The organism is Pseudomonas sp. (genome assembly GCF_049653025.1).
Classification (GTDB): domain Bacteria; phylum Pseudomonadota; class Gammaproteobacteria; order Pseudomonadales; family Pseudomonadaceae; genus Aquipseudomonas.
The window spans coordinates 193977-209163 of sequence record NZ_JBASFM010000006.1; the positions used below are offsets into that span (position 1 = coordinate 193977).

16 protein-coding genes are annotated in these 15187 nt (G+C 60.5%); 3 read left to right on the forward strand and 13 right to left on the reverse strand.

All coding sequences use genetic code 11. From position 1 onward, the window contains the following. Positions 1-70 precede the first annotated feature (70 nt). The 4 genes from WBK23_RS03945 to WBK23_RS03960 all read right to left on the reverse strand — a co-directional run bounded on the left by WBK23_RS03945 (position 71) and on the right by WBK23_RS03960 (position 3746). Complete coding sequence (locus WBK23_RS03945; RefSeq protein WP_424482672.1) at positions 71-1510, reverse strand: PLP-dependent aminotransferase family protein; 1440 nt, start codon at positions 1508-1510, stop codon at positions 71-73. A gap of 233 nt (positions 1511-1743) precedes the next feature. Beyond that, the gene (locus tag WBK23_RS03950; protein ID WP_424482673.1) at positions 1744-2556 is read right to left on the reverse strand and encodes an OmpA family protein; all 813 of its coding nucleotides are present in this window, start codon (positions 2554-2556) and stop codon (positions 1744-1746) included. After that, positions 2556-2909 carry a DUF4398 domain-containing protein gene (locus tag WBK23_RS03955; RefSeq protein WP_424482674.1) on the reverse strand — a complete coding sequence of 118 codons (354 nt, stop codon included), beginning with the start codon at positions 2907-2909 and terminating at the stop codon, positions 2556-2558. The genes WBK23_RS03950 and WBK23_RS03955 overlap by 1 nt, the downstream gene beginning before the upstream one ends. A gap of 9 nt (positions 2910-2918) precedes the next feature. Beyond that, on the reverse strand, positions 2919-3746 hold the full coding sequence (locus WBK23_RS03960) for a substrate-binding periplasmic protein (RefSeq protein WP_424482675.1): 828 nt from the start codon (positions 3744-3746) through the stop codon (positions 2919-2921). Between the two features lie 111 nt (positions 3747-3857). On the opposite strand from WBK23_RS03960, the gene WBK23_RS03965 reads away from it, so the two are divergent. After that, entirely contained in the window at positions 3858-4787 is a 930-nt protein-coding gene (locus WBK23_RS03965; RefSeq protein ID WP_424482676.1) for an alpha/beta fold hydrolase, read from the forward strand. A gap of 64 nt (positions 4788-4851) precedes the next feature. On the opposite strand, the gene WBK23_RS03970 is transcribed toward WBK23_RS03965, so the two are convergent. Together WBK23_RS03970 and WBK23_RS03975 are read right to left on the reverse strand one after the other, a co-directional pair. Continuing rightward, positions 4852-5781 carry an electron transfer flavoprotein subunit alpha/FixB family protein gene (locus WBK23_RS03970; protein WP_424482677.1) on the reverse strand — a complete coding sequence of 310 codons (930 nt, stop codon included), beginning with the start codon at positions 5779-5781 and terminating at the stop codon, positions 4852-4854. Beyond that, positions 5782-6531 (reverse strand): electron transfer flavoprotein subunit beta/FixA family protein, encoded by a 750-nt coding sequence (locus WBK23_RS03975; protein WP_424482678.1) that lies wholly within the window; start codon positions 6529-6531, stop codon positions 5782-5784. Between the two features lie 320 nt (positions 6532-6851). Between WBK23_RS03975 and WBK23_RS03980 the strand changes: the two genes are divergently transcribed. Next, on the forward strand, positions 6852-8516 hold the full coding sequence (locus WBK23_RS03980) for an electron transfer flavoprotein-ubiquinone oxidoreductase (RefSeq protein ID WP_424482679.1): 1665 nt from the start codon (positions 6852-6854) through the stop codon (positions 8514-8516). A 75-nt stretch (positions 8517-8591) separates the two neighbouring features. Here WBK23_RS03980 and WBK23_RS03985 read toward each other — a convergent pair whose 3' ends face one another. From WBK23_RS03985 to WBK23_RS04005, 5 genes are all read right to left on the reverse strand, one after another. After that, positions 8592-9155, reverse strand: a complete 564-nt coding sequence (locus WBK23_RS03985) for a DUF1285 domain-containing protein (protein WP_424482680.1) — start codon at positions 9153-9155, stop codon at positions 8592-8594. 9 nt (positions 9156-9164) lie between these two features. Further along, entirely contained in the window at positions 9165-9767 is a 603-nt protein-coding gene (locus WBK23_RS03990; protein ID WP_424482681.1) for a DUF4823 domain-containing protein, read from the reverse strand. A gap of 76 nt (positions 9768-9843) precedes the next feature. Continuing rightward, positions 9844-10734, reverse strand: coding sequence for a radical SAM protein (locus WBK23_RS03995; RefSeq protein WP_424482682.1), 891 nt, complete (start codon positions 10732-10734; stop codon positions 9844-9846). Positions 10735-10761: 27 nt separating this feature from the next. Further along, entirely contained in the window at positions 10762-11730 is a 969-nt protein-coding gene (locus WBK23_RS04000) for a GTP 3',8-cyclase MoaA (RefSeq protein ID WP_424482683.1), read from the reverse strand. 83 nt (positions 11731-11813) lie between these two features. Next, a complete protein-coding gene (locus WBK23_RS04005; RefSeq protein WP_424482684.1) occupies positions 11814-12449 on the reverse strand; it encodes a TetR/AcrR family transcriptional regulator in 636 nt (211 codons plus the stop codon). Positions 12450-12525: 76 nt separating this feature from the next. Here WBK23_RS04005 and WBK23_RS04010 point away from each other — a divergent pair, with 76 nt between their 5' ends. After that, positions 12526-13659, forward strand: a complete 1134-nt coding sequence (locus tag WBK23_RS04010) for an aminotransferase class V-fold PLP-dependent enzyme (protein ID WP_424482685.1) — start codon at positions 12526-12528, stop codon at positions 13657-13659. Positions 13660-13960: 301 nt separating this feature from the next. On the opposite strand, the gene WBK23_RS04015 is transcribed toward WBK23_RS04010, so the two are convergent. Continuing rightward, positions 13961-14743 (reverse strand): TatD family hydrolase, encoded by a 783-nt coding sequence (locus tag WBK23_RS04015; RefSeq protein ID WP_424482686.1) that lies wholly within the window; start codon positions 14741-14743, stop codon positions 13961-13963. 60 nt (positions 14744-14803) lie between these two features. Continuing rightward, a complete protein-coding gene (locus WBK23_RS04020) occupies positions 14804-15160 on the reverse strand; it encodes a PilZ domain-containing protein (RefSeq protein ID WP_424482687.1) in 357 nt (118 codons plus the stop codon). Positions 15161-15187 lie beyond the last annotated feature (27 nt).

Genomic DNA, 15187 nt, shown 5'->3' on the forward strand with positions numbered 1-15187 from the left:
CTCCTGAGCGATCGAATAAACCATTCGCTCAGGTAGACGCCGTCATGGGTTGAATCGGGTTAAGCCGCGGTTAAAAACTCGCCGCGCCTTCCTGACACAACTGCCCGGCCAGCATGCCCAGGGTCATCAAAGCGCGCTCGGCCTCACGGTTCCACGGGATTCCGCAATTGAGGCGGATGCAGTGATTGAACTGCTCGGTGTTACTGAAGATCAGCCCCGGCGCAATGCTGATGCCCTGCTGCAAGGCACGCATATGCAAATCCTTGGTATTGACCCGCGCCGGCAGGCTGACCCAGAGAATAAAGCCGCCCTTGGGTCGGGTCATCTGCGTGCCTTCGGGGAAGTACTGCTGCACCGCCAACTGGAAGGCGCTGAGGTTCTTGCGGTACTCCTGACGGATAAAGCGCAGGTGGCGGTCATAGCCACCGTTCTCCAGATACGCCGCCACCGCCATCTGCGTCACGCTGCACGCCGAGTGGGTGCTGAACGTCTGCAGGCGCTGGATCTCGTCCTGATGCTTGCCGGCGATGATCCAGCCGATGCGCACCCCGGGCGACAGGGTCTTGGAGAAGCTTGAGCAATACAGCACACGGCCGTCGCGATCATGGGACTTCAACGCCTTGGTCGGCCCTTGCTCGAACAGCAATTCGCCGTAGATATCGTCTTCGACGATCTGGATATCGTAATCACCGGCCAGGCGCAGCAGCTGGCGCTGACGCTCTTCGGGGATGGTGCCGCCGAGCGGATTGCTCAGCCGCGCGGTCAGCACCAGCGCCTTGATCGGCCATTGATTGGCCGCTAGCTGCAAGGCCTCCAGGCTGATACCGGTGCTCGGATCGCTGGGGATTTCGATCACTTTCAGACCCAGCAGGTCGGCCAGTTGCAGCAGACCGTAATAGGTCGGCGACTCGGTGGCGATCAGATCACCCGGTTTGGTCAGCACTCGCAGGCTCATCTGCAAGGCATCAACGCAACCGTGGGTGATCACCACCTCGGTCGGATCGACCACCACGCCAGCGTCGCGCATGCGGATCGCCACCTGGCGGCGCAGCGGCTCGAAGCCTGGGCTGAACATATAGCTAAAGGCCCGCGCGCTATGGAAACGGGTGACCTTGGCCAACTGCTGGTGCAACGCACGCACCGGCAGGTAATCCACATGTGGCACCGCTGCGCCGAGGGGAAATACCCCTTCGCGGCGTGATTCGGTAAGTACCTGATTGATGATGCTGCTGCGCGTTACCAGCCCTGGTCGCTCGACCCGGGCGATATCCGGGGTCGGCGCGGTGAGTGCCGGAGTCTGGTGCACATAGAAGCCGGACTGCGGGCGCGCGCGAATCAGGCCCTGGTCTTCCAGATTGGCGTAAGCCTGCAGCACGGTGGCATGGCTGACGCTGAGCTGCGCACTCATCTTGCGCACCGAGGGCACCCGTTCGCCGGGTTGATAGACGCCCCGGCGGATGTCTTCTGCCAGTTGCTGGGCGATGCGCTGATAAAGCAACAGATTGGTCATGACCGCGTTCCTGCTTGACTGAACCGTAACAGTAAACCGGCCATTTTAAATTGCACCGGTACAGTTCACTGAATTGTGGGCGATACAGTGAGCATCCGCCAGGACTGTAACGGTTCAATCAACAGGTGTATGGATTGTGCTGCGATGCCTAGCTACACCCTGCAGGTTGGCCAGACTGAATAACAGGCCATAAAAAGCCCCAGTAAACTGGGGCTTTTCAGGTGCAATGCGATTTAGCGTGAGTCGCCCAGGCGGCCCTGCTCGTCGGAGAACACGATCTCGACCCGACGATTCTGCGCACGGCCCTTGGCCGAGGCATTCTCGGTCACCGGGAAGCTTTCGCCATGGCCCTGCACTTCGATGCGTTTGCTATCAATGCCGAGGTCAACCAGCACATCTGCCACCGCCTGCGCGCGGGCGCGAGACAGTTCGAGGTTTTCCTGGGCATCGCCACGGCTGTCGGTATAACCCTCGATGCGCACCACGCGGCGCGGATTGAGCTGGAGGAACTGCACCAGCTTGAGCACGGTGCGGTTGGCCGAGGCCTTGAGGTCGGTGTGGCCGGCATCGAACAGCACATCGCCCAGGGTCATCACCAGGCCGCGCTCACTCTGGCTGGTGGCCAGGCTGACCATCTGCTCTTCGAGCCAGTTGCTCTGGTCCTGCACACTGAGCAACTTGGCCTCGCGCAACGCCAGTTGCAGGCGCTGACGTTCCAGCTCCAGCTTGACCGCACGCTCCTGGTTGAGATTCAAGGCGCTCTTCTGCCCGGCAATCGCACTGTACTGCTGGCTCAGGTAGGCGTAGTGGGTGACATCATCGGCACTGCCCCAGTAGCTCGACAGGCGATCGGCCTTGGCCAGCGACTCGCCGGCGCGAATCAGGTCCTTGGGCGCGCTGCGCAGCACATCCGGGTCTTCCTTGACGCGCTGAAATGCACTGTGCGCGGCTACGAGCGCTTGTTCACTATCGCTGTGCGACGAGGCGCAACCGCTCAGCAACAACGCCGCCAGGGCGGTGCTCATCCACTGCAGGACCGGTTTCATCACAAGCCCCCCAGTTGTTTACGCAAGCGGTTGATGCTGTTGCTCAGCTCCGCCAGTTGCTGCTGGCTCTTTTCCGTCAGATGCTCGGCTTCGGCCAGACGTGCATCAAGCTCCGCCTGCTCGGCATATACGCGGGCCTGCTTGTAGTCTTCTTCCAGCAGCGCGGCTTGCGCCAGGGCCAGCTTCTCCTCGGCCTGACGCAACGCTTGCGATTGTTCTGCGGTCACGCCCAAAGCCTGCGTCTGGCTGAGCGCCTGTTCGGTCAAGCGCAATTGCTCGGTGGGCGCGGGGTCGGAGGCACAGGCACTGAGAATAAGCGGCAGCAACACCGCACATAGACGTCGATAGATCACGGGGCTTCCCTACTGAGTAGCTTCACTGACGGGTGTGAGCTGTTGTTCTTTCCAGCGCTGCAAATTGCGTTGCAGCCAAATTTCCGGCAAACCGGCGGCAACCGCCTCGGTCATTTTCTGCGCCAACATGCCGCGCAACCATGGATCGTTGCAGGCGGAATTGTGTGACAGCGTCAGGTACAAGCCTTCGCTGGAGATCGGCGGGTCGAGCACCAGCAGATCGTCCTGCATACCCAACGTTTCAGCCAGCGCCTGGCCTGGGTAGCGCTCGTAGAGCACATAATCGGTGCGGCCTAGCAGCAGCTTCTGAAATGCCTGAGTCAGGCTGGAAACCCCTTCCAGGGTCAGATTGTCCTTGGCAAAGCTGTCGAACTGCTGGCCAAAGCTGTTGTTGACCAAGGTATCGCCCGTACGCCCGCGCAAATCTTCCCAGCCGGCATAGGGGAACTCGGCACCGCGATGCACCCACACCACACTCGGCGTGAAATAGAACGCCGGGTGCACGTAATCCATGACTTCCAGGCGCGGCAGAGTCAGAAAGGCTCCGGCCAGCAGATCTACTCGGCCAGTTCTGGCCTCATCCTGGGCGCGTGACCAGGGCCCTGTGTAGAGGATCTCCACGGCGACCCCCAGCTCTTTGGCCAGGTGCTTGAGCAAATCGGCGTTGGCACCGATCAGTTGCTGCGGATTCTGCGGATCGCGCCAGAGATACGGCGGGTATTCCGGGTTGCCGGTCGCCACCAGGCGTTCGCACTTGCCGGCGGCAACGGCGAAGACCGGCATCAGCAGCACAGCGCACAGCAGGAGAAACGACTTATAAAAACCACGCTCAAGCATTAGCGACTTCTCGACTTAACCTTGGATGGGCGCTGGTGGTCGCCCATCGGAAAACATCTGGTTCATGCTAGCTTAATACGCATCAATACCAATTCGCGATAAAGACACGTCATGAAAAAACTGATCGCCGGCCTGATCCTCTTGCTCGCCGCTACCGCTGCGCTGCTCTACCTGTCGCCGGCCGCCTTGTTGGCGAGCATGCAGCTGGCTGAGCGACAGTTGGCTGGGCTAAGCCTCAAGCAGATAACGGTTGGCGATCTTAGCATTCATTACTACGAGGGCGGCCCGAGCAACGCACAAACCATCCTGATGATTCACGGTTTCGCCGCCAATAAAGACAACTGGCTGCGCTTTGCCCGCCACCTCAGCAAGGACTACCGGGTCATCGCCCTCGACCTGCCGGGTTTCGGTGCCAGCGACAGGCCCGCCGGCAGCTACGATGTCGGCACCCAGACCGAGCGCCTGGCCATCGTGATCGAGGCGCTCGGCATCGACCGACTGCACCTGATCGGCAACTCCATGGGCGGGCATATCAGCGCGCTGTATGCCGCGCGCTACCCCGACAAGGTGCTGTCCCTGGCCCTGCTCGATAATGCCGGCATCACCGCGCCACAGCCCAGCGAGCTGATGCAACTGCTGGAACGTGGCGCAGCCAACCCGCTGGTGGTCAAGCAGCCCGAAGATTTCCAGCGCCTGCTGGAGTTCGTCTTCGTGCAGCCGCCCTACCTGCCGGAATCGCTCAAAGGCTATTTTGCCGAACAGGCGATCCGCAACAGCGCCCATTACGACCAAGTGTTTGCCCATTTGATCGAACGCTATATCCCACTGGAGCCTGAGCTTGCGAAAATTTCGGCACCCACGCTGATCATCTGGGGCGCAGAGGATCGGGCGCTGCATGTATCGAGCATCGAGGTGATGCGACCGCTGCTGCGCAAGCCAAGTGTGGTCATCATGCCGCAGACCGGCCATGCACCAATGATCGAGCGCCCCCAGCAGACCGCCGAACATTACCGCGCCTTTCTCCAGGCCCAGCAGAACTAACGCAAAAGACGGGTATAAAAAAACCCGCTCAGTGAGCGGGTTTTTTCTGGGCGGGGAAACCGGCTTAAACCAGTTTCTCCAGCTCAGGGACTGCTTCGAACAGATCAGCTACCAGACCGTAATCGGCTACCTGGAAGATCGGCGCTTCTTCGTCCTTGTTGATCGCAACGATCACTTTGGAGTCTTTCATGCCGGCCAAGTGCTGGATCGCGCCGGAGATACCAACGGCGATGTACAGCTGTGGCGCAACGATCTTGCCGGTCTGACCGACCTGCATATCGTTCGGCACGAAGCCTGCGTCGACTGCGGCGCGCGAAGCACCTACAGCAGCGCCCAGCTTGTCGGCCAGAGCGTACAGGTGCTTGAAGTTGTCACCGTTCTGCATGCCACGGCCGCCGGAAACGACGATCTTGGCAGCGGTCAGTTCAGGACGATCGGACTTGGCCAGCTCTTCGCCAACGAAAGCCGATTTGCCCGCGTCAGCTGCGCCGCCCACTGCTTCAACAGCAGCGGAACCGCCTTCAGCAGCAACCGGGTCGAAACCGGTGGAACGCACGGTGATCACTTTCACGGCAGCCGAAGACTGCACGGTAGCGATGGCGTTACCGGCATAGATCGGACGCTTGAAGGTGTCGGCGCTTTCAACGGCGATGATCTCGGAGATCTGATCAACGTCCAGCTGGGCGGCAACGCGCGGCAGGATGTTCTTACCGTTGCTGGTGGCAGCAGCCAGGATGTGGCTGTAGCCCTTGCCCAGTTCGGCAACCAGCGGCGCAACGTTTTCCGGCAGCTGGTGAGCGAAGGCAGCGTTGTCAGCAACCAGCACCTTGGCCACGCCAGCAATTTTGGCGGCGGCTTCGGCAGCTGCGCCGCACGCGGCACCGGCAACCAGAACGTGGATGTCGCCACCGATTTTCGCGGCAGCAGCCACGGTGTTCAGCGTGGCAGGAGCCAGGGCGGCATTGGTGTGTTCAGCGATAACCAGGATAGTCATTTAGATTACCTTCGCCTCGTTCTTCAGTTTCTCGACCAGTTCAGCCACGGACTTGACCTTGATGCCGGCGCTGCGGGTAGCAGGCGCTTCGACTTTCAGGGTTTTGACGGTGGAAGCGGTGGAAACGCCCAGATCAGCCGGGGTAACAGTTTCCAGCGGCTTCTTCTTGGCTTTCATGATGTTTGGCAGCGACGCGTAGCGCGGCTCGTTGAGACGCAGGTCGGTGGTCACGATAGCCGGCAGGTTCAACGCAACGGTCTGCAGACCGCCGTCGATTTCGCGGGTTACGTTGACCTTGTCGCCAGCCACTTCAACCTTGGAGGCGAAGGTGCCCTGGGCGAAGCCAGTCAGCGCGCCGAGCATCTGGCCGGTCTGATTGTTGTCGCTGTCGATGGCCTGCTTGCCCATGATGATCAGCTGCGGCTGTTCTTTGTCGACCACTGCCTTAAGCAGTTTGGCCACAGCCAGGGAGTTCAGCTCGTCGCTGGACTCAACCAGAATGGCGCGATCAGCACCCAGCGCCAGCGCGGTACGCAGCTGCTCTTGAGCAGTGGCCGGGCCGATGGTGACGACGACGATTTCGCTCGCCACGCCTTTTTCTTTCAGGCGTACAGCTTCTTCCACGGCGATTTCGCAGAAGGGGTTCATCGACATCTTGACGTTGGCAAGATCAACGCCGCTGTTGTCCGCTTTGACGCGAACTTTGACGTTGTAGTCGACCACTCGTTTGACAGCTACAAGAACCTTCATGGATTCCTCGTTACTCTCCGGTGAATAAGAATGTCGCCAGAAGCGAACATGGCGGGAACAGCAGACCGGCCGGAACCGGGAGTCAACCAATAACGGCAGACACAAAACCGCCCGTATCTTGACCGCACGACCTAGACTGGTCAATACAACGAAGCGGCCGATCGTCAGCGATGTAGTAAGATTCTAGCAGCCCTACAGAAAATTCAAACAAACGTTTGTATTGGCCCATCCGAAGGGTCTGGATATAATGCGCCAGCATCGCTCATGGAACGAGCTCGATCGCCAAATAAAATTAGAGAGCCCTGAGTAGGAGATAGCCTGTGGAACGCGAATTTATGGAATTCGACGTCGTCATCGTCGGCGCCGGCCCTGCTGGTTTGTCCGCCGCCTGCCGACTGAAGCAGAAAGCCGCCGAAGCCGGTAAAGAAATCAGCGTCTGCGTGGTCGAGAAAGGCTCCGAAGTCGGCGCGCATATTCTTTCCGGCGCCGTGTTCGAGCCGCGCGCACTGAACGAGCTGTTCCCCGACTGGAAAGAGCTCGGCGCGCCGCTGAACACCCCAGTCAAGCGCGATGACATCTACGTGCTGACCGGCGCGGATAAATCCACTCGCGTGCCAGACCTGTTTGTGCCCAAGACCATGCACAACCATGGCAACTACATCATCTCTCTGGGCAACCTGTGCCGCTGGCTGGCGCAGCAGGCAGAAAACCTCGGCGTAGAAATCTACCCAGGCTTCGCTGCTCAGGAAGCGCTGATCAATGAAGAAGGCGCGGTCTACGGCATTCTCACCGGCGACCTGGGTGTTGACCGTGAAGGTCACCCGAAAGAGGGTTACTACACCCCAGGCATGGAACTGCGTGCCAAGTACACCCTGTTCGCCGAAGGCTGCCGTGGCCATATCGGCAAGCAGTTGATCAAGAAATTCAACCTCGACTCCGAAGCCGATGCTCAGCATTACGGTATCGGCATCAAGGAAATCTGGGACATCGACCCCGCCAAGCACGAGCAAGGCCTGGTGGTGCACACCGCCGGCTGGCCGCTGGATATCGTTAATAACGAAAACACCGGCGGCTCCTTCCTCTATCACCTGGAAAACAACCAGGTAGTGGTTGGCCTGATCGTCGACCTGGCCTACAGCAACCCGCACCTGTCGCCGTTCGATGAGTTCCAGCGCTACAAGCATCACCCGGTGATCGCCCAGTACCTGGAAGGCGGCAAGCGCGTGGCCTACGGTGCTCGCGCCATCTGCAAAGGCGGCCTCAACTCGCTGCCGAAGATGGTCTTCAACGGCGGCGCCCTGATCGGCTGCGACCTCGGCACCCTGAACTTCGCCAAGATCAAGGGCAGCCACACCGCCATGAAGTCCGGCATGCTCGCTGCTGACGCCGTGGCTGACGCGCTGTTTGCAGGCAAGGAAGGCGGCGACCAGCTGACCGGCTACGTCGATGCATTCAAGGCCAGCTGGCTGTACGACGAACTGTTCCGCAGCCGTAACTTCGGCCCGGCACTGCACAAGTTCGGCCCGTTGGTCGGTGGCGGTTTCAACTGGCTCGACCAGAACATCTTCGGCGGCAAAATCCCCTTCACCCTGCACGACACCAAGCCGGATTACGCCTGCTTGAAGCCCGCCGCAGAGGCGCAGAAGATCAGCTACCCGAAACCCGACGGCAAGCTCAGCTTCGACAAGCTCAGCTCGGTATTCCTCTCCAACACCAACCACGAGGAAGAGCAGCCCTGCCACCTGAAACTGGCTGATGCCAGCATTCCGCTGGGCAAGAACCTGCCGATGTACGACGAACCCGCCCAGCGCTACTGCCCGGCCGGCGTTTACGAAATCGTCACCAAGGAAGATGGCGAGCAGAAGTTCCAGATTAACGCGCAGAACTGCGTGCACTGCAAAACCTGTGACATCAAGGACCCGGCCCAGAACATCAACTGGGTGGCCCCTGAAGGTACAGGCGGGCCTAACTACCCCAACATGTAAGACGTAAGACGCAAAAAAGGCTCCCTCGGGAGCCTTTTTTATTGCGTTGAATTCAACGACTAGCGGCAGAGCCGATCAGTCAGGCTGCGGCCCGATCGGGAAGAATTCGCCGCTGCTCCAGACGCCCAGCCAGGCTCTGCCATCGATTTCACGCGGCACCGCCAGCTCGACCAGCTGATAGAACACATTGCGGTGGATCAGCGCCTCAAGATTGACCCGCACATGCACATAGGGCGCGGGCTCATCGGTCAACGCGTCCAGCTCGACCCGTAGCGGGTGCTCGCTACCCGCCACCACCTCATCCTCGACATTGGTGACAAAGCGCAGCACCTGCGCCTCGCCCTCACCTTCAACCTGCAGGCTGACTGCCACGAACGGCGCGTCATCGACCTGGATGCCAACCTTCTCCACCGGAGTGATCAGAAAGTAATCATCGCCATCGCGGCGGATAATCGTGGAGAACAGTTTGACCATCGGCTTGCGACCAATCGGCGTGCCCAGGTAATACCAGGTGCCATCACGGGCGATGCGCATGTCGATATCGCCGCAGCAGTCCGGATTCCACAAATGCACCGGCGGCAGCCCCTTGCTCTTGGGAATCTGTGCCAGCAGGTCGCCAGCCTTGCCTGTATCAGTCATCACCACTCCTCAATCTGCCAACCCCAACAAGCGCCGCGCGTAATCCTGCAGCGCCGGACCGATCAACTCTTCCGGCTTCACATCATAGAGCGTCAGGAAGCCGCCGCGGCTACGAATACGCGCGGTATCGACCAGATAACGGGTATTGGTCTCGATCAGCATCAACTGGATCACCCCACGATCGGTGCCCAGCCGGTCCAGCGACTCCTGATCCTCCCACTCCTCCACCGTGCCGATACGGTCATCGGCATAGGCAAAGCGGCTGTACAGCAGGTAATGCGCGCCCGCTTCGCGCGCCTGCGTCAGCGACTCTTCCAGCCCTAGCGGCGATTGGGCGCGGCGCACCATTGGGAAATATTCGACAAAGCCCTTGTAGGCCTCCTCGGCCACCACATTGGGCCGCGGATAAGCACCGCCCGGCGGCACGAAATGGCCCTGGGCAATGTAGATAAAGGAGTCGGCCTGCAAGCGCCACGAGCTGGCACGGCGCGTCTGGCTATGGTCGAGCACGCCGACGTCACTCAGTTGATAAATCGCCTCATCAGCCAGATCACTGGCCTTCATGCAGCCGCTTAGTAGCAAAACGCCCAACATCAGCAACAGACTACGCATCACGCTTCTCCCGCAGCCGGTGACGGAAAACCGGCGGATAGGGCCTCAATGCAGATTTCACGCCAGCGCAGCGGCATCACAAGCCGCGCTGCCACTCCTGACGCAAGCCAGCCTGCTGCGGCTGCGCAATGGCCTGGCGCACCTGATCCAGCAAGCGCGCCTTGTCGGCGCCCAGATTACCCTTGAGCACCAGGTAGTTGGAGGCATGGTCACTGCGAAACACCGTATCGCGCAGTTCCAAGCCACTCAGCAAGCGCTCGACCTCGACAAACAACTGCTGCTGATCGAGCGACTGGAAATCGGCAAAACCTTGGCGAAAGCGCGCTTCGCCCTGAGGGAAACTGACCACCAGAGTCGAAAGAAACTCCGGCTGCGCCTCGTTCATCAGGCGCGCCGAGTTATCCGCATGCTGCTCGCTCAGAGTCGTTCCACCGAGGCCATTGAGGATCATCACCGAACGGCTGATACCAGCCTGACCGAGCTTGTCCAAGGCACTGAGGCTGGACTCGAAGGTCTCGCCCTTGTTGACCCGCGCCAGCACCTCGTCGTCACCCGACTCGCAGCCGACATAGGCCATGCGCAGCCCGGCGTCAGCCAGCTCCTTGAGTTCATCGACGGATTTCTTGCGCAGGTTGCGCGGCAGGCAATAACTCGACACCCGGTCGACTTCCGGCATGTGTTCGCGAATCGCGCGGAGGATCGTCAGCAAGCGCCGTGTTGACAGCACCAGGGCATCGCCGTCGGCGAGAAACACCCGCTGCACGATCATCCGCTCACCGGTCAGGCGAATCTCTTCAAGCACCTGCGCTTCATCGCGGGCGCGGAATTTCTTCTGCTCCTGAGTGTACATTTCGCAGAAGCCACAAGCGTTCCAGGAGCAGCCATTGGTCACCGGCAGAATCAGCGAGTGGGCCTCACTGGGCGGACGGAACACCGGCTCGATATAGCTGATGGGGAAATCGTGCATGGTTTCTACTCAGGGCGGATGGCGAACTTAGCCGCCAATAATCTTCATCACAGTGACACCGCCGGAGAAGGCAACGTCCTGTTTATCGCCCAGCGCCTTGACCAGCAGCCCTTGCAAAGCCGGCAGCGCTTGGTGGCGCGGCTTGTCGAGCAGATCGCCGACAAAGTGGCGGTTGCTCGACGACAGGCAGCCATGCAGCCAGCCGGTCGAGGACAGGCGCAGGCGTGAACAGGTACGGCAGAACGGCACGCTTTCATTGGCGATCACGCCGAAAAAGCCGTGCCCGGGTATCTCGTAGCGCAGCGCCGTGGCATCCAGCGCCGCGTTGGCCTGGGTAAAGTCATAGTGCTCGCCAATCAGGCCGAGCAGCTCAGGCATGCCGACAAACTGACGCTGGAAGCCATTGCCGTCGCGCGCCAGATGACCCATGCGCATCAACTCGATAAAACGCAGCTCGAAGCCATTGGCCAGGCAGTAGTCCAGCAACGGCAGCACCTGATCGAGATTCTGCCCGCGCAACGGCACCATATTGACCTTGATCTGCAGGCCGGCAGCCCGCGCCTGCTGCAGGCCATCGAGCACCGTGGCCAGATCACCGCCACGGGCAATCGTGCGAAACGCCGTCGCGTCCAGGGTATCCAGGGAGATATTCAGACGGCGTATACCGCATTCGAGCAGCAGCGGCAGCTTGCGCGCCAACAGCTGGCCATTGCTGGTCAGGCTGATATCGGCCAAACCGAGTTGGCTGACACCGCGTAGAAACGCTTCGAGCTTGGGGCTGACCAGCGGTTCGCCACCGGTAATGCGCAGGCGCTCAATGCCGGCCGCCTCAATCAGGTACGCCACGCCACGCAGCATGGCCTCGGCCGACAGCTCATCCTGCGCTGCCACCAAGCGTTTGCCGTCCGGCACGCAGTAGGTGCAGGCATAGTTGCAGGCGGCGGTCAGGCTGATGCGCAGGTTGCGAAAGCGTCTGCCCTGACGGTCAACGATCATGCGAGGCTCCAGCGTGAATGGTCAGCCAGTATAGGCCTGCCGTTCGCACAGCAGCGCGCTATAGGGCGGCTGAATAGCGGCTACTAAGCCGGAGTATCGCCTTCACGCTTGCGCTTGTTACCCATGCGCACGCCGATGTCCATGAGGAACTGGAAGAAGCCTTCCTGATCTTCCAGCACGTTGCTCCAGAACGGCGAGTGGTACAGCGCCACAGCGCCATGCACCAGCGCCCAGGCCGCGCAGTAATGGAAATACGGCGGCACGTCTTCCAGCTTGCCTTCGGCGATACGGCCCTTGATCAGCTGGGTCAGGCGCTCGAAGTTGGAGGCGCGAATCTTGTGCAACTGCTCGACCATCTCCGGCACTTGATTGCCCTTGACCACCTTTTCTTCCAGGCGGTCAAACAGGCGATAGCGCTGCGGATCGCGCATGCGGAACTCGAAGTAGGCGCGCGACAGGGCTTCCTTGTCGCGGTCGACGTCGGCCGAGTGCAGCAATTCATTGAGATCGCGCTCGTAATCCAGCATCAGGCGCAGGTAAATCTCCGCCTTGGATTTGAAATGCTTGTAGATGGTGCCTTTACCGATGCCTACCGTGTCGGCAATCATCTCCACAGTCACGCTGTCTTCACCCTGGTCGAGGAAGAGTTTCAGTGCTGTGTCGAGAATTTCCTGTTCGCGGCGGCGAAACTCACGGACCTTGCGGGGTTCTTTATGCATAAAAGGACTACGGGGTCAAAAAATCGAAGGCGCGTATTATGCCTAACTAGCGGCAAATTGCACGGATCATCCGACCATGTACGCAGTTCATGACGAGTTTCCGCAACATCCCGGCCTGCGCTATCTGAACCACGCAGCGGTTTCCCCCTGGCCGCAACGAGCGGTCGATGCGGTCAGCCGCTTCGCCCTGGAGAACGCTCAGCACGGCGCACGCAACTACCCAGCCTGGCTGCAAGTAGAGCGCCGCCTGCGCGAGCGCCTGCAACGCCTGCTCAACGCGCCCTCCCACAGCGATATCGCCCTGGTGAAAAACACCTCGGAGGCCCTCTCGTTTGTAGCCTTCGGCCTGGATTGGCGCACCGGCGATCAGGTGGTGATCAGCGACGAAGAATTCCCCTCCAACCGGATTGTCTGGGAAGCCCTCGCGCCATTGGGCGTCGAGGTGGTGCAGGTCAATCTGCATCAAGGCGATGCGGAAGCAGCGCTGCTGGCGGCCTGCGGTCCGCGTACCCGGCTGATGGCGATCAGCGCCGTGCAATACGCCAGTGGCCTGCGCCTGGATCTGCCGCGCCTCGGCCACGGCTGCCAGGCACGCGGCGTATTGCTGTGCATCGATGCGATCCAGCAGTTGGGTGCTCTGCCCCTTGATGTCCAGGCCAGCCAATGCGCCTTCGCCATGGCCGATGGACACAAATGGCTACTCGGCCCGGAAGGCCTTGGGGTGTTCTATTGCCGCAGCGACCTGCGCGCCCAGCTGAAACTGCACGAATACGGCTGGCATATGCTCGAACATGCCGGCGACTACCAACGCACCACCTGGGAACCCGCACGCAGCGCCCGACGTTTTGAGTGCGGCAGCCCGAACATGCTCGGTGCCATGGCCCTGGAGGCCAGCCTGTCGTTGCTGGAAGACGTCGGCATGGCGCAGGTCGAGCAGGCGCTACAGGAGCGCATGCAATGGTTGATCGATGCGCTGCAGAAGATGCCCGGCGCGCACCTGCACAGCACGCTGGAACGCCAGCGCCGTGGCGGCATCCTGACCTTCAGCCTGGATGGCTGGGACAACCTGGCCCTGTTCGAACAGCTGAAACAGCAGCAGGTGGTCTGCGCGCAACGCGGCGCGGGCATCCGCCTATCACCGCATTTCTATACTGAACCGCGCGTGATCGAAGAGACGATGCAGCTGCTGCACCAGCTGGCCACTGCTTGAGGACTCAGCAGCGCGATGCGTATTCCAAATCCGTTTAAGAATGCCGGTAAACGGCCTGGACGTTCGGCAATCTTCACCAATACTGATGGTTACTGGTGTGCGGCGTATCCCCCAAGCGCCCCGCCAGGCAAAGTACCGTGGACCGCGTACTTTGATTTACTCCTAATGGTCTTAACCCGGTCTCATCCCCCAGAGACCGGGTTTTTTTTATGTCCGCCATCCATGGCGGCCACCCTTCGGGCCGTCGCTACGCGACGTTAAAAATTGCTCCAGGCAATTTTTTGCTCTGAACCTGCGAAGCTCAGTTCACCCGGGCCAAAGGAAACAGGCGCTTAAAGTTGGCCGTGGTCTGCTCCGCCAGTTGCTCGAAACTGACGCCACGCAGTACCGCCAGGTACTCGGCGACATCACGCACATACTCGGGCAGGTTCGGTTTGCCGCGATGCGGGATCGGGGCCAGATAGGGCGAGTCGGTTTCCACCAGCAGGCGGTCAACCGGCACCTGACGCGCCACTTCGCGCAGCGCTTCGGCATTGCGGAAGGTGACGATGCCCGACAGCGAGATATAAAAGCCCAGATCCAGCGCGGCCTTGGCCATCTCCCAGTCTTCGGTAAAGCAGTGCAGCACGCCGGCCTGCGGCAACGCCGCCTCGCGCAGCAACCTCAGGGTATCGGCGCGTGCACCGCGGGTGTGCACGATCACCGGTTTCCCGGTAATCCGTGCAGCGTCCAGATGCAGGCGAAAAGAGGCCTGCTGCAACTCGGCCGCTTCGGGTTCGTAGTGGTAATCCAGGCCCGTCTCACCGATGGCCACTACCCCCGGGTGGTTCAGCTCAGCCAGCAGCCAATCCAGTGCCGGCGCAGCACCTGGCTCTAGATCCAGCGGATGCACACCCACCGAGCAATCGACATCGGCGTAACGCTCAGCCAGGCCTTTGACCGCCCCTGCATTGTCGGCACTGACGCCGATGCAGAGGAAATGGCCGACGCCGCGCGCACGCGCAGCGTCAAGCGCCGCGTCGAGCGAGCCGTTGTGTGCGGCCAGATCGAGGCGATCGAGATGACAGTGGGAATCAACCAGCATGGGAGCAATCACTTGAGAGTCGCTACCCCCACGGGAGCAGCGCAAAGAGGAAACGGATTCTTACATGGTGTGCGTCGGACGATCCGAAGTCAGTGCGCCCGCCAGATAGGTTTCGATCTTGTTGCGCGCGGCGTTGTCACCGTCATTGAACTGCACGCCTACGCCGGCAGCACGGTTGCCCTGTGCGCCTTTTGGCGTAATCCACACCACCTTGCCAGCCACCGGAATCTTCTCCGGCTCGTCCATCAGGTTGAGCAGCATGAACACTTCATCGCCGAGTTTGTAGCTCTTGTTGGTTGGAATAAACAGGCCGCCGTTCTTGATAAAGGGCATGTAAGCGGCATAGAGCACGGATTTGTCCTTGATTGTCAGCGACAAAATTCCGTTACGCGGGCCCAAGTTAGGAGGCAGACTCATGCGGCATTCCTGATTTTATTCACTTAA